At 67.9% G+C, this 21681-nt stretch carries 20 protein-coding genes; 14 read left to right on the top strand and 6 right to left on the bottom strand.

Going from position 1 to position 21681, the window contains the following annotated elements:
• Nucleotides 1-70: 70 nt before the first annotated feature.
• A complete protein-coding gene (locus tag AC5P8Y_RS14645; protein ID WP_033833534.1) occupies nucleotides 71-949 on the top strand; it encodes a lipase family protein in 879 nt (292 codons plus the stop codon).
• Nucleotides 950-960: 11 nt separating this feature from the next.
• Nucleotides 961-2163 carry a DUF4785 domain-containing protein gene (locus AC5P8Y_RS14640; protein ID WP_049402972.1) on the top strand — a complete coding sequence of 401 codons (1203 nt, stop codon included), beginning with the start codon at nucleotides 961-963 and terminating at the stop codon, nucleotides 2161-2163.
• Nucleotides 2164-2346: 183 nt separating this feature from the next.
• Here the strand turns inward: AC5P8Y_RS14640 and AC5P8Y_RS14635 are convergent, their stop codons facing one another.
• Complete coding sequence (locus tag AC5P8Y_RS14635) at nucleotides 2347-3168, bottom strand: ABC transporter ATP-binding protein (protein WP_033833536.1); 822 nt, start codon at nucleotides 3166-3168, stop codon at nucleotides 2347-2349.
• Between the two features lie 151 nt (nucleotides 3169-3319).
• Between AC5P8Y_RS14635 and AC5P8Y_RS14630 the strand changes: the two genes are divergently transcribed.
• The 4 genes from AC5P8Y_RS14630 (at nucleotide 3320) to AC5P8Y_RS14615 (ending at nucleotide 7393) form a co-directional block, all read left to right on the top strand.
• Entirely contained in the window at nucleotides 3320-4522 is a 1203-nt protein-coding gene (locus tag AC5P8Y_RS14630) for a DesA family fatty acid desaturase (RefSeq protein ID WP_111109191.1), read from the top strand.
• Complete coding sequence (locus AC5P8Y_RS14625) at nucleotides 4519-4851, top strand: EF-hand domain-containing protein (protein WP_033833538.1); 333 nt, start codon at nucleotides 4519-4521, stop codon at nucleotides 4849-4851. The genes AC5P8Y_RS14630 and AC5P8Y_RS14625 overlap by 4 nt, the downstream gene beginning before the upstream one ends.
• Before the next feature lie 19 nt (nucleotides 4852-4870).
• A complete protein-coding gene (mutM, locus tag AC5P8Y_RS14620) occupies nucleotides 4871-5683 on the top strand; it encodes a bifunctional DNA-formamidopyrimidine glycosylase/DNA-(apurinic or apyrimidinic site) lyase (RefSeq protein WP_005407488.1) in 813 nt (270 codons plus the stop codon).
• A gap of 105 nt (nucleotides 5684-5788) precedes the next feature.
• On the top strand, nucleotides 5789-7393 hold the full coding sequence (locus tag AC5P8Y_RS14615) for an OpgD/OpgG family glucan biosynthesis protein (RefSeq protein WP_033833539.1): 1605 nt from the start codon (nucleotides 5789-5791) through the stop codon (nucleotides 7391-7393).
• A 552-nt stretch (nucleotides 7394-7945) separates the two neighbouring features.
• On the opposite strand, the gene AC5P8Y_RS14610 is transcribed toward AC5P8Y_RS14615, so the two are convergent.
• From AC5P8Y_RS14610 to AC5P8Y_RS14600, 3 genes are read right to left on the bottom strand one after another with little or no spacing between them, the layout of a single operon-like run.
• On the bottom strand, nucleotides 7946-8566 hold the full coding sequence (locus AC5P8Y_RS14610; RefSeq protein WP_033833540.1) for a thymidine kinase: 621 nt from the start codon (nucleotides 8564-8566) through the stop codon (nucleotides 7946-7948).
• 9 nt (nucleotides 8567-8575) lie between these two features.
• The gene (locus AC5P8Y_RS14605) at nucleotides 8576-9307 is read right to left on the bottom strand and encodes an SEL1-like repeat protein (protein ID WP_111109037.1); all 732 of its coding nucleotides are present in this window, start codon (nucleotides 9305-9307) and stop codon (nucleotides 8576-8578) included.
• A gap of 40 nt (nucleotides 9308-9347) precedes the next feature.
• Nucleotides 9348-10076 carry an SEL1-like repeat protein gene (locus AC5P8Y_RS14600; protein WP_033833542.1) on the bottom strand — a complete coding sequence of 243 codons (729 nt, stop codon included), beginning with the start codon at nucleotides 10074-10076 and terminating at the stop codon, nucleotides 9348-9350.
• Nucleotides 10077-10175: 99 nt separating this feature from the next.
• On the opposite strand from AC5P8Y_RS14600, the gene AC5P8Y_RS14595 reads away from it, so the two are divergent.
• Nucleotides 10176-12152, top strand: a complete 1977-nt coding sequence (locus tag AC5P8Y_RS14595; RefSeq protein ID WP_049402880.1) for a UvrD-helicase domain-containing protein — start codon at nucleotides 10176-10178, stop codon at nucleotides 12150-12152.
• Between the two features lie 260 nt (nucleotides 12153-12412).
• Nucleotides 12413-12937 carry a GNAT family N-acetyltransferase gene (locus AC5P8Y_RS14590; RefSeq protein WP_033834574.1) on the top strand — a complete coding sequence of 175 codons (525 nt, stop codon included), beginning with the start codon at nucleotides 12413-12415 and terminating at the stop codon, nucleotides 12935-12937.
• Nucleotides 12938-13015: 78 nt separating this feature from the next.
• Here the strand turns inward: AC5P8Y_RS14590 and AC5P8Y_RS14585 are convergent, their stop codons facing one another.
• Nucleotides 13016-13669, bottom strand: a complete 654-nt coding sequence (locus tag AC5P8Y_RS14585; protein WP_111109038.1) for a YceH family protein — start codon at nucleotides 13667-13669, stop codon at nucleotides 13016-13018.
• 101 nt (nucleotides 13670-13770) lie between these two features.
• On the opposite strand from AC5P8Y_RS14585, the gene AC5P8Y_RS14580 reads away from it, so the two are divergent.
• The 4 genes from AC5P8Y_RS14580 (at nucleotide 13771) to plsB (ending at nucleotide 19430) form a co-directional block, all read left to right on the top strand.
• On the top strand, nucleotides 13771-14694 hold the full coding sequence (locus AC5P8Y_RS14580; RefSeq protein WP_021202272.1) for a 5'-nucleotidase, lipoprotein e(P4) family: 924 nt from the start codon (nucleotides 13771-13773) through the stop codon (nucleotides 14692-14694).
• Entirely contained in the window at nucleotides 14691-15416 is a 726-nt protein-coding gene (gene pyrF, locus AC5P8Y_RS14575) for an orotidine-5'-phosphate decarboxylase (RefSeq protein ID WP_005411820.1), read from the top strand. Before AC5P8Y_RS14580 ends, pyrF begins: the two co-directional genes overlap by 4 nt.
• A 424-nt stretch (nucleotides 15417-15840) precedes the next feature.
• Complete coding sequence (locus AC5P8Y_RS14570; protein WP_111109039.1) at nucleotides 15841-16794, top strand: hypothetical protein; 954 nt, start codon at nucleotides 15841-15843, stop codon at nucleotides 16792-16794.
• Nucleotides 16794-19430 (top strand): glycerol-3-phosphate 1-O-acyltransferase PlsB, encoded by a 2637-nt coding sequence (gene plsB, locus AC5P8Y_RS14565; RefSeq protein ID WP_005407500.1) that lies wholly within the window; start codon nucleotides 16794-16796, stop codon nucleotides 19428-19430. Before AC5P8Y_RS14570 ends, plsB begins: the two co-directional genes overlap by 1 nt.
• An 88-nt stretch (nucleotides 19431-19518) precedes the next feature.
• Here plsB and AC5P8Y_RS14560 read toward each other — a convergent pair whose 3' ends face one another.
• Nucleotides 19519-19722, bottom strand: a complete 204-nt coding sequence (locus tag AC5P8Y_RS14560) for a YdcH family protein (protein ID WP_005411823.1) — start codon at nucleotides 19720-19722, stop codon at nucleotides 19519-19521.
• A gap of 90 nt (nucleotides 19723-19812) precedes the next feature.
• Between AC5P8Y_RS14560 and ttcA the strand changes: the two genes are divergently transcribed.
• Nucleotides 19813-20733, top strand: coding sequence for a tRNA 2-thiocytidine(32) synthetase TtcA (ttcA, locus tag AC5P8Y_RS14555; RefSeq protein WP_171956739.1), 921 nt, complete (start codon nucleotides 19813-19815; stop codon nucleotides 20731-20733).
• A 36-nt stretch (nucleotides 20734-20769) separates the two neighbouring features.
• Nucleotides 20770-21675 carry a recombination-associated protein RdgC gene (locus tag AC5P8Y_RS14550; RefSeq protein ID WP_005411825.1) on the top strand — a complete coding sequence of 302 codons (906 nt, stop codon included), beginning with the start codon at nucleotides 20770-20772 and terminating at the stop codon, nucleotides 21673-21675.
• Nucleotides 21676-21681 lie beyond the last annotated feature (6 nt).

The raw sequence follows: 21681 nt of genomic DNA, 5'->3' as shown, positions 1-21681 counted from the left end.
CAACGGCAAGCGCCAGGGCCGTCCAGTTCCAGCCGGGTCGGGGGGATCCGAAGACAGAGGGAGAGAAGCGATGCGCAGCACCGCAACAGGAAGTACCGTCCTGGCCCTGCTCCTCGGGCTTGCAACAGCGCCGGCGCAGGCCGCCGACGTGGTCGGCGTGGCCTTCGTGCATGGCACCGGCGCGCAGACCAACGCCACCCAGGACTACTGGCAGCCGGCGATTATCGACACCGTGCGCCAGGGCCTGCCGAACAGCAGCAACTACGTCGTCATCAACTGTGACTTCACCCAGTACATGTGGAAACCGGAAGCGGCCGGTTGCCTGGCCAACCAGCTGACCGGCTTCATCGACAGCCGTGGCATCACCCAGCTGGTGGTGATCACCCATTCCAACGGCGGCAATGTGGTGCGCTGGATCCTGTCCAACCCGACCTACGACAGCCGCTATCCGAAGATCATCCGCACGGTGCGCAAGGTCACCGCGCTGGCACCTTCCTCGGCGGGTACGCCGCTGGCCGATGCGGTGCTCAACGGCAACACCTTCGAAACCTCGCTGGGCTGGCTGCTGGGCTACAAGAACGACGCGGTGCGCCAGCAGCAGGTGGCGAGCATGGCCACCTACAACGCGCAGAACCTGTATGGCACGGCCGGTCGCCCAGCGCTGCCCAAGCCGTTCCGCGCGGTGGTCGGCAGCGACGTGGAATCGGCGGTGTGGGACAGCAACAGTTACTGCGGCGGCTATGCCGCCAACGTCGGCCTGGAGTTCACCCAGAACTGGCTGTCGTCCTGCTCCGATGGCTTCCTGGAGTGCAGCAGCCAGAAGGCCGCCGGCACCACCTGGTTCACCGACAAGGCGCGTACCCAGGGCGCGGAACCGCTCAGCCACAACCAGAGCCGCCGCGAGTGCTTCGGCCTGGGCACCCTGCTGCGCAACGACCTGACCCAGTGAGGGAGACGACCATGACGATTCAATCCACCCTGCTGGCCGGCGCCGTGCTGGCAGTACTGTCCCTTTCCGCAGCGCAGGCCGCGCAGCCGCTGCAGGCCGCCCGCGCGGGCGATCAGGTGCCTGCGGCACTGGTGGCCGCGCCGTTGCCGGCCGATGACAGCGAACGCGCGCCGCTGTCCTTCGCCTGGGCCTTGGACCCGGCGCAATCGCTGCAGGCGGCTACGCCGTATGCCTCGGTCAGCCGCAGCTACTGGCAGCAGGTCGATGGCGCGCAGCTGCAACGCGGCCTGGAGTTGCCGCTGACGGCGCCCGACGCGGTGATCCAGCTGAGCCCGGCCGAAGGCGCGCGGGCAGTGCCGGCGAATGCGTTGCAAGTGCGCGACCCGGCGGGCCGCAGCAGCGTGGCCCGCAGTGTCGACGCGCGCGCGTTGCAGCAGGCCGGCATGCCGGTGAGGGATGGCAGCAGCATGCTGCGCACCGGCGCGACCAGTGCCGCCGGTGCGTACACGCTGCAGAGCGCGCAGGCACAGGGCCGCTACGTGGTGCAGGTGCTGGAGCCGAACAGCCCGCTGCGGCTGGAAGTGCAGACCAACCAGGCGCAGGTGCTGGCCGGTGGCAACGTGCAGTTGCAGGCACGCCTGCTGGAAGACGGCGCCACCAGCGCGCAGCTGGCCTCGCGTCGTGGCGGCCTGGGCGGTGAAGCCCTGCTGGTCGCGCCCGATGGCCGCAGCTGGCCGCAGCGGTTGCTGCGCACCACTGATGGTGCCCTGCGTGCGCAGGTGCGGATTCCGGCTGATGTCGGCAACGTGCAGGGGCTGTGGGAACTGCAGGTGTTCGCCCAGGCCGATGGTGTGCTGCGCGATGGCAAGGTGGCCTTCGCGGTGGCACGGCCGACCGCACGCTTCAGTGGCCAGGCGGCACCGGACCCGGCCAGCCGCCAGGTAGCGCTGCCGCTGCAGGTGGCAGCCGCCGGTCGTTACGAGGCGCGTGGCACGTTGTATGCCACTGGCCGCGATGGCCAGCTGAAGCCGGTGGCGCAGGCGCACGCGGCCGCGTGGTTCGACGGTCCGGGCGCGGGCCAGCTGGTGCTGCCGTTCGACCAGGCCGCGTTGCCGGCTGGGTTCGGTGCGCCGTACGAGCTGCGCGACCTGCAGCTGCAGGATCAGAGCCGGATGGCACCGATCGAGTCACGCGCGCTGGCGTTGAGGTTCTGAGCAAGGCGGTGGCGGGCCGGAACATCCGGCCCGCCGCACCGGCATGGCGACGGAATGGCACCGCGACGGGAATGGCGTGACGGCGGGAATGACATCACGACGGGAATGACATCACGACGGGGTAGAGTCGGTCTCCCAGGCCTGTCGGTTTCCAGGCCCCTTGTTTCCGCCGAGGGCTCCGCCTCACCCCGCGTACGCGGTCAGCCGGCCTTCCTGCTCGCACACGGTGATCGCGCCACCGAACACCGCCGACAGCGGCGCGCTGCGCAGCAGTTCGGCGCGGGTGCCATCAGCCAGCACACGGCCGTCGCGCAGCAGCACCACGCGTTCGATCTCGGGAATGATCTCTTCGATGTGGTGGGTCACCAGCACCAGGGTGATGCCCTGCTGGGCGAGCACCCGCATGGTCGCCACCAGCTGTTCGCGGGCGACCAGGTCCAGCCCGGTGGATGGCTCGTCCAGCAGCAGCGCCTGCGGCCGGTTGACCAGCGCGCGGGCGATCAGTACCCGGCGGGTTTCGCCCGCCGACAGCTCGGCATAGGCGCGTTCGCGCAGGGACAGGGCGCCGGTCATCGCCAGGGTCTCGCCGACGCGCGTGCGCATGTCGGCGGTCACTTCGCGGAAGGCCGGCACCACGTAGCTGGCGAAGAAGCCGGACAGCACCGCCTGTTCCACGGTCAGCCCGGGCATGTCGGCCAGGTTGCTGCTGAGGTCGCCGGTGACGATGCCCAGCTGCGAACGCAGCCGGTCCACCTGCCAGCGGTTCTGGCCCAGCACCTTCACCGCCACCGAGCCGTCTCCCTGTGCAAGGGGATACAGTTCGCGGGTGATCAGCTTGATGAAGGTCGACTTGCCGCAACCGTTGGGGCCGAGCAGGGCGGTGTGCTGGCCCTGCGCAATGCGCAGGCTGAGCCCGTGCAGCACCTTCACCTGGCCGCGCACCACGGTGGCGCGGTCCAGTTCGATCAAGGGGGGCAGCTCCGCCAGGGGCGGGGCGGCGGTCATGGTGCTGGCGCGTGGATCAAGGCTCGACAACTCAGGTCCCCAACTGTGAACGGTGCCACGGATGACGGTGGCAATCACCGCCGCAGGGATGCAGTTTGCAACGCAAGCGCCCATGATGTCTGCCATCCCCGCGTCGATCCGGAGAGCCGTCATGCCTGATGCCCTGATGTCCCTGTTGACCGGTGGTGTGCTCGGCCTGGGCTGGTGGGCCATGCTGGCGGTGCTGCTGGTCTTCACCCAGATCACCATCTTCTCGGTGACCCTGTACCTGCACCGGAGCCAGGCCCATCGCGGCGTCGATTTCCACCCGGCGCTGGCCCACGTGTTCCGTTTCTGGCTGTGGCTGACCACCTCGATGATCACCCGCGAGTGGGTGGCCATCCACCGCAAGCACCACGCCAAGGTGGAGACCGAGGACGACCCGCACAGCCCGGTCACCCGCGGCATCGGCAAGGTGTTCTGGCACGGCGTGGAGCTGTACCGGGAGGCACGCGGCATGCGCGCGGACATCGATCAGTACGGGCGCGGTACCCCGGATGATGTGATCGAGCGCCACCTGTATACCCCGCACGCCACGCTCGGCCCGGTGCTGCTGCTGGCGATCAACAGCGTGCTGTTCGGCCTGCCCGGCGTGGCCCTGTGGGCGATCCAGATGGCGTGGATCCCGTTCTGGGCGGCCGGCGTGGTCAATGGCCTGGGCCACTGGTGGGGCTACCGCAACTACGAATCGGCCGATACCTCCACCAATCTCACGCCGTGGGGGTTCTGGATCGGTGGCGAGGAGCTGCACAACAATCACCATGCCTTCCCCAGCTCGGCGCGCTTCGCGATGCGGCGCTGGGAATTCGACATCGGCTGGAGTGCGATCCGCCTGCTGCAGGCGCTGCGCCTGGCCAAGGTGCTTCGCGTTGCACCGGCCATGGACGTACGCCCGAACATCGCCGTGCCCGATGCCGAAACCCTGAAGGCGCTGCTCTCGCACCGCTTCCAGGCGATGACCGACTACCAGCGCAACGTGTTCATGCCGGCCCTGCGCGAGGAAGCCGCCCACGCTGGCGCCAAGCTGCGGCGCCTGCTGCCGCGCCGGCTGCGCCGTGGCCTGGTCAACGACGGTCGCTGGCTGAAGCCGGACAGTCGCGCCCAGCTCAGCGCATGGGTGGCACAGCGCCCGCGCATCCACACCCTGGTCGAGTACCGCGCGCGGTTGGCGGCGCTGCTCGAGGCCCGCGGCCACGATGCCGCCGAGCGCCTGCACCAGCTGCAGGCCTGGTGCCGCGAGGCCGAGGAAAGCGGAATCGCGGCGCTGCAGGCCTACGCTGCGCGATTGAAGGGCTACAGCCTGGTGGGCGCGTGAGGGCAGGGTATGGGCTTGTGTTGGCCGCGCTGCTGCCAGGCGCGGCGCTGGCCCAGGTCACCGATACCGCCAGCTACCTGCAGCGGATGGACAGCGATGGCGACGGCAAGGTCAGCGAAGCCGAGTACGTGCAGTGGATGCTGTATGCCTTCGACCGCATGGACCGCAATGGTGATGGCGTGCTGAGCGCTGACGAGCTGCCCGGCGGCGAGGGCAGGGCGATCCGCCGCGAGAAGCAGCGGCAGGTGATCGTGCAGCGCTTCCATAAGCAGGATGCCAACGGCGATGGCTACCTGGATGCGCGAGAGCTGGCGGCGCCGCCACGCTGAGCGGGCGTAGAATCGGTTCATGCCTGAACTGCCCGAAGTCGAAACCACCCGCCGCGGCCTGGCGCCGCACCTGCAGGGGCGCCGCGTGCATGGCGTGATCCTGCGCCGCGCCGACCTGCGCTGGCCGATTCCGCCGGAAGTGGCCGAGCTGCTGCCGGGGCAGCGCATCGAGGACATCCGCCGTCGCGCCAAGTACCTGCTGCTGGACACCGCCATCGGCAGCGCCGTGCTGCACCTGGGCATGTCCGGCAGCCTGCGTGTGCTGCCCGGCGATACCCCGCTGCGCGCGCACGACCATGTGGATATCAGCCTGGACAACGGCCGCCTGTTGCGCTTCAACGACCCGCGCCGCTTCGGCAGCCTGCTGTGGCAGCCGGCCGGCGAAGTCCACCCGCTGCTGCAGGGGCTAGGCCCGGAGCCGCTGGACGATGCCTTCGACGGGGACTACCTGTTCGCCCGCAGCCGTGGCCGCAGCGCGCCGGTGAAGACCTTCCTGATGGACCAGGCGGTGGTGGTGGGCGTGGGCAACATCTACGCCGCCGAGAGCCTGTTCAAGGCCGGCATCAGTCCGCTGCGCGAGGCCGGGAAAATCTCGCGCGAGCGCTACCAGCGGCTGGCCGATGCGGTGAAGGAGATCCTCGGCTACGCCATCACCCGTGGTGGCACCACCCTGCGTGACTTCATCAGCCCCGATGGCGCGCCGGGTTACTTCGAGCAGGAACTGCTGGTGTACGGCCGTGACGGGCTGCCCTGCCCGAACTGTGGCCGCGCGCTGAAGCACGCCACCATCGGCCAGCGCGCCAGCGTCTGGTGCAGCCACTGCCAGCGCTGAGGCGGGCGGCCAGCGGCAGCTGAACGGGCAGGGCACGTCTCCGCTGCCCGTTAACGTTTGTCTGCCTATGATGGCCGACCTTCCTTCTGTGCCTGACGCGCCTGCATGCAACGACGCGACTTCATCCGCAATGCCTCCCTCGCCCTGGCTGCATTCGGCCTGCCGTCCCTGCCCGCGTGCGCGGCCAGCAGGAGCGGCCAGATGGGCCTGCGCCGCCTCGGCCAACCGCAGCCGTTCGACTTCGCCACCCTGAAGGGCCAGGCGCGCGCGCTGGCACAGGCGCCCTACAAGAGCCACAAGCGGGTGCTGCCGGGCCGCCTGGAAGGGCTGGACTGGGACCAGTACCAGTCGATCGGTTACCGCCAGGACCATGCGCTGTGGGCCGACCAGCCGGGCAAGTTCCAGGCCAAGTTCTTCCACCTGGGCCTGTACTTCCATTCGCCGGTGCGCATGTTCGACGTGGTCGACGGCAAGGCGCAGGAGCTGGCCTATGACGGCGCGGCCTTCAACTACGGCAAGAGCGGCATCAAGGACGGCGAGCTGCCGGCCGATCTCGGCTTCGCCGGTTTCCGCCTGAACACCCGCAAGGACACCGATCGCGATTTCGCCGCCTTCCTCGGCGCCAGCTACTTCCGTGCGGTCGGCAAGGAAGGCCAGTACGGCCAGTCCGCGCGTGGCCTGGCAATCGATACCGGCATGGGCAAGCCGGAGGAATTCCCGGACTTCATCGCCTATTACCTGGAACAACCCTCGGCTGATTCGGACACGATCGTGGTCTACGGCCTGCTGGATTCGCCCAGCGTGGCCGGCGCCTATCGCTTCGCGATCACCAATGGCGACGTGCTGCTGATGGACATCGACAGCGCGCTGTACCCGCGCAAGGCGATCGAGCGGTTGGGCATCGCCCCGTGCACCAGCATGTACCAGGTGGGTGAGAACGACCGCCGCATGGCCTGGGACTGGCGCCCGGAGATCCACGACACCGACGGCCTGTCGCTGTGGACCGGTGCCGGCGAGTGGATCTGGCGGCCGCTGCTGAATCCGCGCAACCTGCGCTTCAACATGTTCGTCGACCGCAACCCGCGTGGTTTCGGCCTGCTGCAGCGCGACCGCAACTTCGACCATTACCAGGACGACGGCGTGTTCTACGAGAAGCGCCCGTGCCTGTGGGTGGAGCCGAAGGGCGAGTGGGGCGAGGGCTCGGTGCAGCTGGTGGAGATCCCCACCGTGGACGAAACCTTCGACAACATCGTGGCGTTCTGGAACCCGAAGGAAAAACCGCAGCCGGGCCAGGAACTGCTGGTTGGCTACCGCCTGTACTGGGGTGCCGAACCACCGGCACGGCCGCCGCTGGCGCACTGCGTGGCCAGCCGCACCGGCCTGGGTGGCGTGGTCGGCAAGAAGCGCGAGTACTTCAGCTGGCGCTTCGCGGTGGACTTCGAAGGTGGCGAGCTGGCCAGGCTGATCGACAAGGGCGAGGTCGAGGCGGTGGTGGAATCCAGCCGCGGCCGGGTCGAGATCGTGTCGGCGCGCCCGCTGCGCGAGATCAACGGCTACCGCGCGATGTTCGACCTGGTGCCGCCGGAGGGCAGTACCGAGCAGATCGACATCCGCCTGTTCCTGCGCAGTGGCGGCAAGACCCTGACCGAGACCTGGCTGTACCAGTACACCCCGCCGCCGGCGGGTGCGCCGGAGCGCACGCTGTACTGAGAGGGGTGTTGGGTTTGCAGGGCTTGCAGCCCTGCACCTGCCGAGGCCAAAGCAACAGCAACAGCCGAAGCAGAAGCTGGTTTTCTGTGGGTAGTCGGGGTGGGTCCGGTGGCGGGAGACGCCGTAAACCCGTCCATGGGGGCTTGGCCGCGGCATCCATGCCGCGGACACTCCCGCCACCGGACCCACCCCGCCTTCGACAGACCTCCGCGATCTGTCGGAGCACGGGGTCGGATCCCGTTGCTGCGCAACGGGCTCTGACCCCAGATGAATTTCGATAGATGAATTTCGATATCTGACAGATGTGCCGACCAACGGTCGGCACCCACCAACAGCCGCGGGGATCTGTCAGAGGTGGGGCGGTGTGGGTGGGCAGGACCGTTGGCGCCATGGATGGCGCCATCGAGCCCCCAGGGACGGGTTTACGGCGTGTCCTGCCCACCCACACCGGCCCGCCATCACACGCAATGCCAGCTCTTGCTGTTGCTGTTGCCGGCCAGCGGCCGGCACTACCGCGGGTGCAGGGCTGCAAGCCCTGCAAAAGAACACCCTTTACAGCGGCAGGGGCGCCTGCGCCGGATCGATCCGCCCTTCACCGCGGGTGATCTTCTTGAACTCGGCACGGCTGACCGACACGTAGCGGTCGTTGCCACCGATCTCCACCTGCGGGCCGTCCTGCACCGCGTGCCCATGTTCGTCCACGCGTACCGTCATCGTTGCCTTCTTGCCGCTGTGGCAGATGGTCTTGATCTCCTGCATCTCGTCGGCCCAGGCCAGCAGGTACTGGCTGCCCTCGAACAGCTCGCCGCGGAAATCGGTGCGCAGGCCGTAGCACAGCACCGGAATGCGCAGCTGGTCGACCACCTCGCTGAGCTGCCAGACCTGGGCGCGCGTGAGGAACTGCGCTTCATCCACCAGCACGCAGCCCATCGGGCCGTTGGCGGCCAGGTCCTGTTCGACCCAGTGCTGCAGGTCGGTGTCACGGTCGAAGGCCATGCCGTCCGCACGCAGGCCGATACGCGAGGCCACCACGCCAGCGCCGGCACGATCATCCAGGCGCGGGGTCAGGATCGCCACCCGCATGCCGCGTTCGCGGTAGTTGTGCGCGCTCTGCAGCAGGGTCGTGGTCTTGCCGGCGTTCATCGCCGAATAGTAGAAGTAGAGCTTGGCCATCGGCCAATTCTAGTCGTCCACCGCCTTGTCGTCGCGGACCGTGTCCGGCCGTCCTATCTCGACGCTGGGGGTCCGCGCGGGGCGCCAGTAGTTGTCCTGCAGGCACCAGTAGTCGGCGGCGCGCCAGTAGTCGTTGTCGTAGACGATGCTGCCCGGCGTCGCGATGCCCTGCTCGTTGCCGCGGCGGGGGACGACGATCAGGCCGGAGCTCACGTACCCGAGGCGGCTGCCGGTGATCTGCTGGCGACCGTCCCTGAGCGCGCGTTCCATGCGAGGCTTGGCTGCGCGGTCGCCGTAGTCGGCATAGACCTGCTGGCCGCGCTCGATCGCCCGTGCCTGCTGCAGTGCGTCCAGGCGTGCCCAGTAGTGCTCCCGCAGCACCAGGAAGTCGTGATACATGCGCTCGGCGGCCAGGTCCATCCAGATGTAGGCCATCACCGGATCGGCCCGGGTACCGACGCCCTCCTGGTACAGCCGCGCCACCATGGCCTGGGAGAACTTGTCGGCGTAGCGCGCCGAACGCTTGTAGTAGTCCAGCGCCCTGGCGGGCTGTCTGTCCCGTTCGGCCCGCTGGGCCATGCTGCGCCAGAACAGGTCCGGATGGGCATCGAAGAAGCCTCCGGTCAGGACGGTAGGCGGGATCTGCCGCGGGGCCTCCACCGGGCATTCCCTGGCGGTCACGGCAGCGGCCATCGACAGGCCCAGCAGCAGGCAGAAGCGTGGAGCGTGCTTCGCTTTCATACTTGATCGCCCTCCTGGCAATGACCATGAAATGCGAACGTCAGCGCCCCGCGCCTTCCACGGGGCTGAGTGGGCCGACCTCGACGCTGCGGCCGCCGAACTCCTGTTCCCAGATGCGGTCCTGCATGCACCAGTACGCTGCAGGGTCCCAGTACGCATCCCGATAATAGTCATCGCCGCGGGTCGGCCAGCCGGCTTCCGGGCCGTCGGACAGTTCCACCTGCAGCATCGAGCTGACCCAGCCGGTGCGGCTGCCGGTCATGCCGCTGCGGTCCACGCGCATGGCAGCCTCCATGCGCGGCTTGGCCGTGGCATCGCCGTAGGCCGCATACAGCGCCGGCCCTTCGGCGAGCACCCGTTGCCGTTGCGCGGCATCCAGGCGGTTCCAGTAGCGCTCGCGCTCCAGCAGCAGGTCGCGGTAGCCGCGTTCGGCGGCCAGGTCCATCCAGATGTAGGCCAGCACCGGATCAGGGGCGGTACCCGTGCCTTCCTGGTACATGCGCGCGACCAGCGACTGCGACAGCTTGTCGGCGTGCGCGGCCGCCCGCTTGAAACGCACCAGCGCATGATCGGGCCGGCCCTGGCGCCACGACTGCAGGCCCAGCTCGCGCCAGTGCAGGTCAGGATGAGCCTGCAGGAAGCCCGGGGTCATCAGCGCCGACCGCAACGATGCGCGAGCATCGGGCGCGCAGTCCGCACTGCGGGCAGCCAACGGCGCCAGCAGCAACAGCAGGGTGCCCAGCAGGGCGGCAGGGGCGGTCGGGCGCATGCACCTGGCTCCAGTGCTCCGGTGGCGAATCAATAGCTTAGGAACGGTGTGCATGCAAGTCAGGTCCGCCCGCTGCGGCCCCGCTACAATCCCATTCCCATGCACGGTCTCAATCCCCCCCAAGCCGCCGCGGTCCTGCACATCGAAGGTCCGTTGCTGGTGCTCGCCGGCGCGGGCAGCGGCAAGACGCGCGTGATCGTGGAAAAGATCGCCCACCTGATCGGCAGCGGTCGCTACCCGGCACGCCGCATCGCAGCGATCACCTTCACCAACAAGTCGGCCAAGGAAATGCGCGAGCGTGTGGCCAAGCGCCTGCGCGAGCAGGACGCGGACGAGGTGACCATCTGCACCTTCCATGCGCTGGGCCTGAAGTTCCTGCAGATCGAACACGCGGCCGTGGGCCTGAAGCGTGGCTTCTCGATCTTCGATGCCGATGATGCCGCTGCGCAGATCAAGGACCTGATGTACGGGGCCAAGCCCGACGACATCGAGGACATGAAGAACCTGGTGTCGCGCGCCAAGAACGCCGGCCTGTCGCCCGAGCAGGCGATGGCCGCCGCGCGCAGCAACCGCGAGAAGGAAGCGGCCAGCGTCTACGAGCGCTACCAGCTGCGCCTGACGGCGTTCAATGCGGTGGACTTCGATGACCTGATCCGTTTGCCGGTGCAGATCCTGGAGGAAAATCCGGAGATCGCGCTGGCGTGGCGCGAACGCATCGGCTACCTGCTGGTGGACGAATGCCAGGATACCAACGACGCGCAGTACCGGCTGCTCAAGCAGCTGGCCGGCGACAAGGGCAACTTCACCTGCGTGGGTGACGATGACCAGTCGATCTACGCCTGGCGCGGTGCCAACCCGGAAAACCTGCAGCAGATGGGGCGCGACTATCCCACGCTGGAGATCATCAAGCTGGAGCAGAACTACCGCTGCTCCAACCGCGTGCTGCGCGCCGCCAATGCGCTGATCGCCAACAACCCGCACGAGCACCTGAAGAAGCTGTGGAGCGACCAGGCCGACGGCGAGCGCATCCGCGTGTGGGAGTGCCGCAACAGCGAGCACGAGGCGGAAAAGGTCGCGGCCGAGATCGCCTTCGTGGCGCAGTCGCGCAACGTGCCATGGAGTGATTTCTGCATCCTGTTCCGCGGCAACTTCCAGTCGCGCCCGCTGGAAAAGGCGATGCAGCTGCTGCGCATTCCCTACCACCTGACCGGCGGCACCATGTTCCTGGAGCGCCAGGAAGTGAAGGACACGCTGGCCTGGCTGCGGTTGCTGGTGAACCCGGACGACGACACCGCGTTCATGCGTGCGGTGCAGTCGCCCAAGCGCGACGTCGGTGCCGGCACGCTGGCCAGGCTGGCCGAGCTGGCGCAGGAAAAGGACATGCCGATGGCACAGGCTGCCGAGGCGATCGGCGCCCTGCAGCAGCTACCGCCGCGCGCCGCCAACAGCCTGGCCCGCTTCACCGACATCCTGCGCGACCTGCGCGCGCAGATGCGTCAGGTCACCTCGGGCGACATGATCCGCAAGGTCGCCAAGGAATCGGGCCTGCTCAGCGAACTGCGCCAGCAGGCCAAGGAAGAGGCCAGCTACCAGCGCCGCGCCAACAACATCGAGGAACTGGCGCAGTGGTTCGAGGGCGGCCCGCGCGGCGCCACTGCCGCTGACCTGGCCGGCCAGCTGGCGCTGCTGTCACGCAGCGACAAGGACGAGGGTGGCAACCAGGTGCGCATGATGACCATGCACGCCTCCAAGGGCCTGGAATTCCCGTACGTGTTCATCGTTGGCTGCGAGGATGGCGTGCTGCCCCACCAGGTCAGCCTGGACGAGGGCAACCTGCAGGAAGAGCGGCGGCTGCTGTACGTGGGCATCACCCGCGCCAAGATCCAGCTGTGGATGAGTTACAGCAAGCTGACGCGCAAGTTCGGTGAGCATGTGCGGCTAAAGCCGAGCCGGTTCTTCGATGAGATCCCGGCCGAGGAGATCCAGCGTGATGGCGCTGATCCGGTGGCCGATGCGGCGCGCAAGAAGGAACGGGCGAGTGCGGGGTTGGCGGCGATCGAGGCGTTGTTCGACTAGGGCGCTCCAACGGCGCCGCCCCTCCGTGGTGGAGCACGCGTTGGTTCCGCAGTGTGGCCGATCGGGGTGGGTTCGCGGGGGACGCCGTGAACCCGTCCCTGGGGGCTTAGCCGCGCCATCCATGGCGCGGATACCCCCGCGAACCCACCCCGATCGGCCTCTGACAGATGCCGGGCGCTTCCTTCCACGGCAATGCAAAGAAAATCAAAAGCAGCAGCCGGGGTTGAGGCAGAATCGGGGTTTCGGCTGGAGGTCCACCTGTGCAACCGATCGAGAGTGAACGCCTGCGCCTGCGTGCGATCGAGCCTGATCGCGATGCGGCGCCGATGCTGGCGCTGTTGAATGATCCGGGCTTCGTGCGCTTCATTGGCGACCGCAATGTGCGCAGTGAGGAGCAGGCGCGGGACTACATCGCGCTGCGTGTGCTGCACAGCTATGCGTTGAATGGCTTTGGCATGTATGCCATCGAGCGGTTGTCCGATGGTGCCTGGCTGGGCAATGCCGGACTGGTACGGCGTGATGGGCTGCCGGGTCCGGACATCGGCTATGCGGTGCTGTCGGAATTCGCCGGGCAGGGCTATGCCGGTGAGGCGGCGCGGGCGGTGTTCGCGCATGCGCGCGCTGGGCTGGGCCTGCACGATCTGTATGGCATCACCGATCTGGACAACGTGGTGTCCGGGAAGATCCTGCTGGGGTTGGGCATGCAGGAGCGCGGGGTGATCCAGCTGCCGGGCGTGGACAGCCCGAGCAGGTTGTATGCCACGCCGGGTGCGGCGCAGGTCTGACCCCTGATGTTGGTAGGTGCCGACCGTTGGTCGGCACGATTCAGATGCAGTGCCGACCAACGGTCGGCACCCACCCCCTCAGCCGCGCAGTTCGGCCAGCTGCGCCTGCAGTTCGGCCACGGCCGCTTCCAGCTGGGCCACGCGCTCGGCCAGGCCCGGATCGGCCGCATCGCTGCTGCCCCCGCCACTGCTGGCGTACTTGGCCGCCAGCGCGGCACCATCCACTTCACCGCACAGCAGGTGCATGTAGCGGTCTTCGCGCTGGCCGCTGGCGCGCGGCAGCACCACCAGCAGCGCGCGCTGCTGCAGGCGCTCGATGGCGTGGCGGGCCTCGTCGGTGTCGGCGAAGCGGTGCAGGCGTTCGCTGCGCGTGACCAGCTCGCCCAGGGTCTGTGGGCCGCGCAGCAACAGCAGCGCCAGCAGCACGGTCTGCTGCCGGGTCAGGTCCAGCGCGGCCTGCAGGCGGTGCTCGTAGCGGTCCGCGCGCGAGGAGAAGTGCTGGCGGGCCAGGCCCAACGCCTCCAGCTGGCGCAGCGCGTGCTGCACGCTGCCGGCATCGACGTTCATCACCGGCTCGCGGGCAGTCTTCTGGTTGGCAGCCGACTGGGCGGCATTGACCGTCAGTGGATAGGTGTCCGGCGTGGTCGCCTCCTTTTCCACCAGGCAGCCCAGCAGGCGGGCCTGCACGGCGTCGAGCAGGGGGACGTCGGGGGTCTGGACGGAATCGGTCATGGCGGCCTCCGGAAGGGCAACGGGTCAACCGCCAAGCATAGCCGTCCCGGGGCCGCCTTTGCCGGTAAAATGCGCCGGTATATCTGATTGCCGGTGAATCCATGCGTCGTCCCGTTTCCCTGTCCCTGACCCTGCTCGCCACTGCGGCGCTGGGCCTGTCCGCCTGCAAGCGCGTGGATGCGCCTGCTGCCGAAGCCGCTGCCCCGGAGGCCCCGGCCGCCGCTGCCAAGGCTGATGGCGCGCTTGATGCGACCGCCAACGACAATCTCAACGCCGTGCTGTGGATGCAGCGCGCGCAGGAGTACAAGGCAATCACCGAGCAGACCTACCGCGCCGCCGCCGACCACCTGGACGCCGCGCTGAAGGAAGCGCACTGGGATGCGCTGGTGCCGGAGGAACGCGGCAACGAGGCCAAGGGCCTGAAGCCGGCCGTGGTGCTGGACGTGGATGAGACCGTGCTGGACAACTCGCCCTACCAGGCGCGCCTGGTGCGCGACGGCAAGGAATACGACGAGCTGAGCTGGGACCAGTGGGTGGCCGAAAAGAAGGCCAAGGCCATTCCGGGCGTGGTCGATTTCGCCAAGGCCGCCAACGCCAAGGGCGTAACCCTGCTGTACATCTCCAACCGCGCCGTGCACCTGAAGGACGCGACCCTGGCCAACCTGCGCGAGCAGGGCCTGCCGGTGGCCGATGACAGCGTGTTCCTGGGCCTGGGCACCGTGGTCGAAGGCTGCGAGCAGGCCGGCAGCGAGAAGAACTGCCGCCGCCGCCTGGCCGGGCAGAAGTACCGCGTGCTGATGCAGTTCGGCGACCAGCTGGGCGACTTCGTGGAAGTGACCGCCAACACCAACGAAGGCCGTGACGCCCTGCTGCAGCAGTACCACGACTGGTTCGGCGAGCGCTGGTGGATGCTGCCGAACCCGACCTACGGCGGTTTCGAGCCGGCGCAGTTCAACAATGACTACAGCCAGTCGCGCCAGGCCCGCCACGACGCCAAGCGCGCTGCCCTGGACTACGCGCCGTGAGCCGCGCGCCGCTGCCGCTGCGCGATGACGAGCGCCTGATCTTCGCGCTGGACGTGCCTGATCGCGCGCAGGCGCTGGAGTGGGTCGACCGCCTCGGCGACAGCGTGGCGTTCTACAAGATCGGCATGGAACTGCTGGCGTCGGGCGAGTACTTCCAGGTGCTGGACGAGCTGGCCCGCCGCGACAAGCGCGTGTTCGTCGACCTGAAGTTCTTCGATATCCCGGCCACTGCCGCGGCGGTGATCAAGCGCCTGTCGCAGTGGCCGGTCAGCTACGCCACCATCCACGGCTGGCACCCGGCGATGATGGAAGCCTGCGCCGCCGCCAACAGCAGCGACATGCGCCTGCTGGCGGTTACCGTGCTGACCTCGATGGGCCGCCCGGACCTGGCGCAGATGGGCATCGACCGTGAACCGGTGGACGTAGTGGTCGAACGCGCGCTGGCCGCGCAGGCGGCCGGTATCGATGGCGTGATCGCCTCGGGCCAGGAAGCCGGCCCGATCCGCGCCGCTACCGGCGCCGGGTTCTCGATCGTCTGCCCGGGCATCCGCCCCGGTGGCCCGGTCGGCGATGACCAGAAGCGTACCGTTGGCGTGGCCCAGGCCTTTGCCGATGGCGCCGATGCCATCGTGGTTGGTCGCCCGATCCGCCTGGCCACCGATCCGCAGGCCGCGGCGCGGGCCATCCAGCAGGAAATCGCGTCGGCGCTGGCTGCGCGCTGAGATTCCGTTGCGCAGGCTGCAGGCCCGAACGCCATCCCGACCCGCGCGGGATGGCGTTTCTGCGTCCGTCCACCGAGCGGTTGTGCCCGAATCGCCGCAAAACCTGCCGTAGATTTCATTGCTTTTACGCCCATCATCAGGTGGATCAATAAAATCAATGATTTATACGACGATAGGTGAAGTGTTGCCTTAACTTGAGCGGCAGCGTAGGATCGCCGCCATCCGGTCCTCGGACCGGACATGTGCCACAACACTGTCCACCGGCCCTGCGTCGGTTTGAAGAGCCTGTGATCCCCGTGATCCCGGCTCTTTTTTTATTCCCATCAGTGACTTGCACAAGCAACAGCGGAAACCGTGACGTCCCGGCTTGCCGCTGTCACGTCACAGGCCGCAAGATGCGGACCGGTCCGGGGAGTCCGAGTGCATGAGCGTGGCAGTGCGAGGAAGGTCTGCGCGTGGATGGGGGCTGGCAGCCATGCTGCTGCTGGCCGTGGCGGCGTGTCGTGAATCGGCCCAGGACCCGGCCAAGCCGGCGGCCGGGCCGGTCGCGGCGGTGCAGGCCATGGCGCTGCGCCTGGCCGAGGACGATCTGGTCGGCTACGCAAAGCTGTCGGTGCCGCCCAGCCAGTACCAGCGCCTGCAACAGGCCTGGACCGAAGGCCACAGCCAATGGCCGCTGACCGAACTGCCGCTGGGTGACCAGCTGCTGCCGATGCTGGCCGCACTGCGCAGGCCCAATGCCAGCGCCGAACTGCAGCGCAGCTTCGATCGCCAGCTGGCCGGACAGGCCGGCGCCGTTCGCCAGGCCGCACAATCGATGGGCAACTTCGGTGTGCAGTACCTGCGCCACCAGAAGGGCTATACGCCTGGCCAACAGGCGCATTACATCGCCCTGGTCGAAACCCTGGCCAGCTGGGCGCAGGGTGCCCCGATCAGTGACCGGGCCCGCGCACGCAGCACCATCGCCGCGCTGGTCGGCGCCGCCAACAAGGTCGGTTTCGACGACGAAGCCGGCCTGCAGGCCGCGGGCATGGAAGGCAGCCTGGCGCAGCTGGCGCCGTTCATCCACACCCTCAAGGCGGTGCTGGGCAGCTACGGGCTGGGCGTGGACGACGCGTTGCGCAGCGTGCGCGGCGAACTGCTGTCGGTGGAAGGTGACAACGCCCTGGTACGCCTGCGCTACGACCTCGCCGGTCGCGAGATGAGCCTGCAGCTGCCGCTGAGCCGCCGCGAAGGCCATTGGTACCTGACCCGCACCCTGGCCGATACCGACGCCCTGCTGCGCAAGGCCGATGCGGCCCGCGCCGCTGCGTCGCCGTCACCGGCTGAAGCCCCCGCCGAGGGTGGGGAAGCGGCAACGCCGCCGCCTAAGCCATAATGGCGCCGATGTCGAAACAGAACCCGCTGCCGTTCCCCGGCGAAGAATCCCAGTCGACGCCCGCCGATACGGTGCCGGCGTCCCCCTCGACCGGTACCGGCCCGAACCCGGTACCGCCGCCCGCGCACGCGCGTCCGGCCGGCCGACGCCCACTGTGGGCACGGTTGCTGGGCCGCCTGGTCGAGCCGTGGCTGTCGCTGAAGATCGAGCCGGAAGACCCGGGCCAGTACAACGATGGCCGCCCGGTCATGTACGTGCTGGAAGACTACGGCCTGTCCAACGCGCTGATCCTGGACAAGGCCTGCCGCCAGGCCGGCCTGCCGTCGCCGCTGGTGCCGCTGGCCGGTGACCCGACCGGCCGCAAGCGCGCCTACCTGGCGCTGTCGCGGCGCAGCTCCAGCAATTCGCTGATCCCCGAGCAGCGCGGTGCCAAGACCCATTCCGACTCGCTGGCCAAGGTCCTGCAGGCACATCGCGTGCGCGATGACCTGGACGTGCACCTGGTGCCGGTGTCGATCTTCGTCGGCCGCGCGCCGGACAAGCAGAGCGGCTGGTTCGCGGTGCTGTTCTCGGAAAACTGGGCGCTGGTCGGCCGCTTCCGCCGCCTGCTGGCGGTGCTGCTCAATGGCCGCAGCACCATCGTCCGCTTCGCGCCGCCGATCTCGCTGCGTTCCATCATCGACGAAGGCCTGGAGCCGGAACGCACGGTACGCAAGCTGCAGCGCGTGCTGCGCACCCATTTCCGCCGCATCCGTGAATCGGTGATCGGCCCCGACCTGTCGACCCGTCGCCTGCTGGTGGACCAGGTGCTGGCCGCCGAACCGGTGCGCGAAGCGATCGCCGCGCAGGCCAAGCGCGACAATTCGAAGACGGCCGATGCCTGGAAGAAGGCACACGCCTACGCCTGGGAAATCGCCGCGGACTATTCCAGCCCGGTGGTGCGCTCGGCCAGCTTCATGCTCAGCCACGTGTGGAACCGCATCTATGCGGGCGTGCTGGTGCACCATCTGGACAAGTTCAAGGCCGCCGCGCCGGGCCACGAAGTGGTCTACGTGCCCAGCCACCGCAGCCACATGGACTACCTGCTGCTGTCCTACCTGCTGTACGACCGTGGCATCGTGCCGCCGCACATCGTGGCGGGCATCAACCTGAACCTGCCGGTGGTCGGTACCCTGCTGCGGAAGGGCGGTGCGTTCTTCATCCGCCGCTCGATCCGTGGCAACGCGCTGTACTCGGCCGTGCTCAGTGAGTATGTCGCGCAGCTGGTGGCTGGCGGCTACTCGCTGGAGTACTTCGTCGAAGGCGGCCGCTCGCGTACCGGCCGACTGCTGCAGCCCAAGGGCGGCATGATCTCGATGACGCTGCGTGCGTTCCTGCGCCAGCCGCGCAAGCCGGTGCTGTTCCAGCCCATCTACATCGGCTACGAGAAGCTGATGGAAGGCGGCAGCTACCTGGACGAACTGTCCGGCCGGCCGAAGGAAAAGGAATCGATCTGGTCGCTGCTGTGGGGCATCCCGAAGGTGCTCAAGCAGAACTACGGCCAGGTGGTGGTGAACTTCGGCGAACCGATCGCACTGAACGACGTACTGGCCGAGAAGGCGCCGGAGTGGAAGGGCGAGGCGGTCTCCGAGGACGAGAAACCGGCGTGGCTGTCGACCACGGTGGACACGCTGGCCGAACGCATCCAGGTGCGCATCAACGGCGCCGCCGACGTCAATCCGATCAACCTGCTGGCGCTGGCGCTGCTGTCCACGCCGAAGCACGCGATGGGCGAGGCCGACCTGATCGCGCAGATCGAGCTGTGCAAGACGCTGCTGGTCGAGATGCCGTATTCGGACCGGGTGACGGTGACCCCGCACTCGCCGGAGCGGATCATCGCCCACGCCGAGGAAATCAACGTTCTCACCCGCATCAAGCACCCGCTGGGCGACGTGCTCAGCGTCAGCGGCGATACCGCGGTGCTGCTCAGCTACTTCCGCAACAACGTGCTGCACCTGTTCACCGCCTCGTCGTGGGTGGCCTGCTGCTTCCAGAACAACCGCCGCATGAGCCGTACCGGCCTGGTCCAGCTGGGCCGCACGGTGTACCCATTCCTGCAGGCCGAGCTGTTCCTGCCGTGGAGCGAGGACGAATTCGCACAGCGCATCGACCAGACCATCAACGTGTTCGTGCGTGAGGGCCTGCTGCAGAACGTCAATGACGACGACGGCGGCATCCTGGCGCGCAACACCGGGCAGACCGACGAGGTGTTCCGCCTGCGTGCGATCGGCCACTCGCTGCAGCAGGCGTTCGAGCGCTACTACATCGCCATTTCGGTGCTGGTGAAGAACGGCCCGGGCGTGCTGGGCGCGGCCGAGCTGGAAAGCCTGTGCCAGCAGGCGGCGCAGCGTCTGAGCCTGCTCTATGCACCGGCCGCGCCGGAGTTCTTCGACCGCACCCTGTTCCGCGGCTTCATCCAGAAGCTGCGCGAACTGCGCCTGGTGTGGCCGGACGAGAACAGCAAGCTGCTGTTCGACGAGCGCCTGGATGCCTGGGCCAAGGACGCCAAGTTCATCCTTGGCCGCGAACTGCGCCACACCATCGAACGGGTCAGCCCGGAAGCGGCACGCCCGGACGAGCCGGCGCCGCAGGATTGAAGGCAGCGCCGGGCCATGCGGTGGGTGTGGACCTTGGTCCACACCTCCCAGCCGTGCCAACCAGGGTTGGCACCCACCAGGACGGTCTTTAGGCCGGTTCGTCGGGAATCTGCAGGCTTTCCAGCCTGGCAATGCAGTCCTTCAACTGCAGCTTGCGCCGCTTCAGGCGCTTGGATTCCAGTTCATCCTCGCCGTTGGCGGCCATGCGGGTGATCTGTTCATCCAGCAGGCGGTGCTCGGCGCGCAGGGCGGCGAGGCGTTCGACAATCTCGGCGGGGTCGTAGGTATCCACGGCTTCGAGGATACACAGCGATGATGACCGCCGGGAGAGGGGAATCCCGACCCCCGGCCGTGGCCGCTCCGAGCCGTTAGAATGGAGCCCATGAGTGCCGTGATTTCCCTCCCCGATCCCCAGCCGCGCGCCGCCCGCGATCCGCGCGTGGCCGAGCGCGAGCAGCACAAGCTGGCCAAGCGCCTGCGCCGCCAGGTCGGCGAGGCGATTGCCGACTTCGGCATGATCGAGGCCGGCGACAAGGTGATGGTCTGCCTGTCCGGCGGCAAGGACAGCTACACCCTGCTGGACGTGCTGCTGCAGCTGCAGAAGAAGGCGCCGGTGCCGTTCGAGCTGGTGGCGGTGAACCTGGACCAGAAGCAGCCGGACTTCCCCGAGCACGTGCTGCCGGAGTACCTGGCCGGGCTGGGCGTGCCGTACCACATCATCGAGCAGGACACCTATTCGGTGGTCAGCCGGGTCATCCCGGAAGGCAAGACCATGTGTTCGCTGTGCTCGCGCCTGCGTCGTGGTGCGCTGTACAACTACGCTGAGACCCACGGCTTCACCAAGATCGCGCTGGGCCACCACCGCGACGACATGGTGGCCACGTTCTTCATGAACCTGTTCCACCACGCCAAGCTGTCGGGCATGCCGCCGAAGCTGCGCAGCGATGACGGCAAGCATGTGGTGATCCGGCCGTTGGCCTACGTGCGCGAGAGCGACATCGTCGACTACGCGCAGGCACGCCAGTTCCCGATCATTCCCTGCAACCTGTGCGGCAGCCAGGAGAACCTGCAGCGCCGCCAGGTCGGCCTGATGCTGAAGCAGTGGGAGAAGGACCACCCGGGCCGCATCGAGCAGATCGCGCGCGCCATGGGCGAAGTCCGGCCCTCGCAGCTGGCCGACACCACCCTGTTCGACTTCATGGCGCTGGGCCGTCGCGACGACGCGCCGCTGCCTGACGCCCATGCCTGGCTGGCCGGTTCCCCGGCCGACGCCGACGCAGATCCCGAGACGCCCACCGTTTAAGGTCGGTCGCCCTTCCTCTTTGCCATCCGGAATTCCATGTTCTTTCGCAACCTGACGTTCTTCCGTTTCCCGACCACCACCGATTTTTCCGAAGTCGACACGCTGCTGCCGCACGCCCTGCTGAAGCCGGTCGGCGCACTGGAAATGAATTCGCGCGGCTTCATCTCGCCGTTCGGCCGCGAGGAGAAGGAACTGCTCTCCCACCGCATCGCCGAACACCTGTGGCTGACCGTGGGCGGCGAGGACAAGATCCTGCCGGCGGCGGTGGTCAACGACCTGCTCGAGCGCAAGCTGGAGGAGATCGAGGAGAAGGAAGGCCGCCGCCCGGGTGGCCGCGAACGCAAGCGGATGAAGGACGACCTGCTGCATGAACTGCTGCCGCGCGCCTTCGTGAAGTCCTCGCGCAACGACGCCTTCATCGACCTGCAGCACGGTTACGTGGCGGTGGATACCTCCAGCCGCAAGACCGGCGAGTACTTCATGTCCGACATCCGCGGCCTGCTCGGCAGCTTCCCGGCGATGCCGCTGAACGCCGAAGTCGCGCCGCGTTCGATCCTGACCGGCTGGATCGCCGGCGAGCCGCTGCCGACCGGGCTGAGCCTGGGCGAAGAGTGCGAGATGAAGGACCCGGTGGAAGGCGGCGCGGTGGTCAAGTGCCAGCACCAGGAACTGCGCTGCGACGAGATCGACAAGCACCTGGACGCCGGCAAGCAGGTGACCAAGCTGGCGCTGATCTTCGAAGACAACCTGTCCTTCGTCATCGGCGACGACCTGATCGTGCGCAAGCTGAAGTTCCTCGACGGTGCCCTGGACCAGCTGGAGCATGCCGACGAAGACGGCCGCCGCGCCGAGTTCGACGCCCGCTTCGCCCTGCAGAGCGCCGAGATCCGCCGTCTGTTCCTGTTGCTGGAAGAAGCCTTCAAGCTCAGCAAGGCTGACTGAACAGGC

The organism is Stenotrophomonas sp. YJH_SMC_12-1 (assembly GCF_059370935.1).
The sequence above is the reverse complement of the archived record's forward strand: the minus strand, read 5'-3'. Positions and strand labels throughout refer to the sequence as shown.

Bases quoted from the DNA above. Each gene is read 5' to 3' on its own strand.
- AC5P8Y_RS14610 (WP_033833540.1), bottom strand. From the start codon at position 8,566: ATGGCCAAGCTCTACTTCTACTATTCGGCGATGAACGCCGGCAAGACC.
- AC5P8Y_RS14635 (WP_033833536.1), bottom strand. From the start codon at position 3,168: ATGACCGCCGCCCCGCCCCTGGCGGAGCTGCCCCCCTTGATCGAACTG.
- AC5P8Y_RS14615 (WP_033833539.1), top strand. From the start codon at position 5,789: ATGCAACGACGCGACTTCATCCGCAATGCCTCCCTCGCCCTGGCTGCA.
- AC5P8Y_RS14595 (WP_049402880.1), top strand. From the start codon at position 10,176: ATGCACGGTCTCAATCCCCCCCAAGCCGCCGCGGTCCTGCACATCGAA.
- AC5P8Y_RS14640 (WP_049402972.1), top strand. From the start codon at position 961: ATGACGATTCAATCCACCCTGCTGGCCGGCGCCGTGCTGGCAGTACTG.
- AC5P8Y_RS14585 (WP_111109038.1), bottom strand. From the start codon at position 13,669: ATGACCGATTCCGTCCAGACCCCCGACGTCCCCCTGCTCGACGCCGTG.
- AC5P8Y_RS14605 (WP_111109037.1), bottom strand. From the start codon at position 9,307: ATGAAAGCGAAGCACGCTCCACGCTTCTGCCTGCTGCTGGGCCTGTCG.
- AC5P8Y_RS14550 (WP_005411825.1), top strand. From the start codon at position 20,770: ATGTTCTTTCGCAACCTGACGTTCTTCCGTTTCCCGACCACCACCGAT.
- mutM (WP_005407488.1), top strand. From the start codon at position 4,871: ATGCCTGAACTGCCCGAAGTCGAAACCACCCGCCGCGGCCTGGCGCCG.
- AC5P8Y_RS14580 (WP_021202272.1), top strand. From the start codon at position 13,771: ATGCGTCGTCCCGTTTCCCTGTCCCTGACCCTGCTCGCCACTGCGGCG.
- AC5P8Y_RS14570 (WP_111109039.1), top strand. From the start codon at position 15,841: ATGAGCGTGGCAGTGCGAGGAAGGTCTGCGCGTGGATGGGGGCTGGCA.
- AC5P8Y_RS14630 (WP_111109191.1), top strand. From the start codon at position 3,320: ATGCCTGATGCCCTGATGTCCCTGTTGACCGGTGGTGTGCTCGGCCTG.
- AC5P8Y_RS14600 (WP_033833542.1), bottom strand. From the start codon at position 10,076: ATGCGCCCGACCGCCCCTGCCGCCCTGCTGGGCACCCTGCTGTTGCTG.
- AC5P8Y_RS14645 (WP_033833534.1), top strand. From the start codon at position 71: ATGCGCAGCACCGCAACAGGAAGTACCGTCCTGGCCCTGCTCCTCGGG.
- ttcA (WP_171956739.1), top strand. From the start codon at position 19,813: ATGAGTGCCGTGATTTCCCTCCCCGATCCCCAGCCGCGCGCCGCCCGC.
- plsB (WP_005407500.1), top strand. From the start codon at position 16,794: ATGGCGCCGATGTCGAAACAGAACCCGCTGCCGTTCCCCGGCGAAGAA.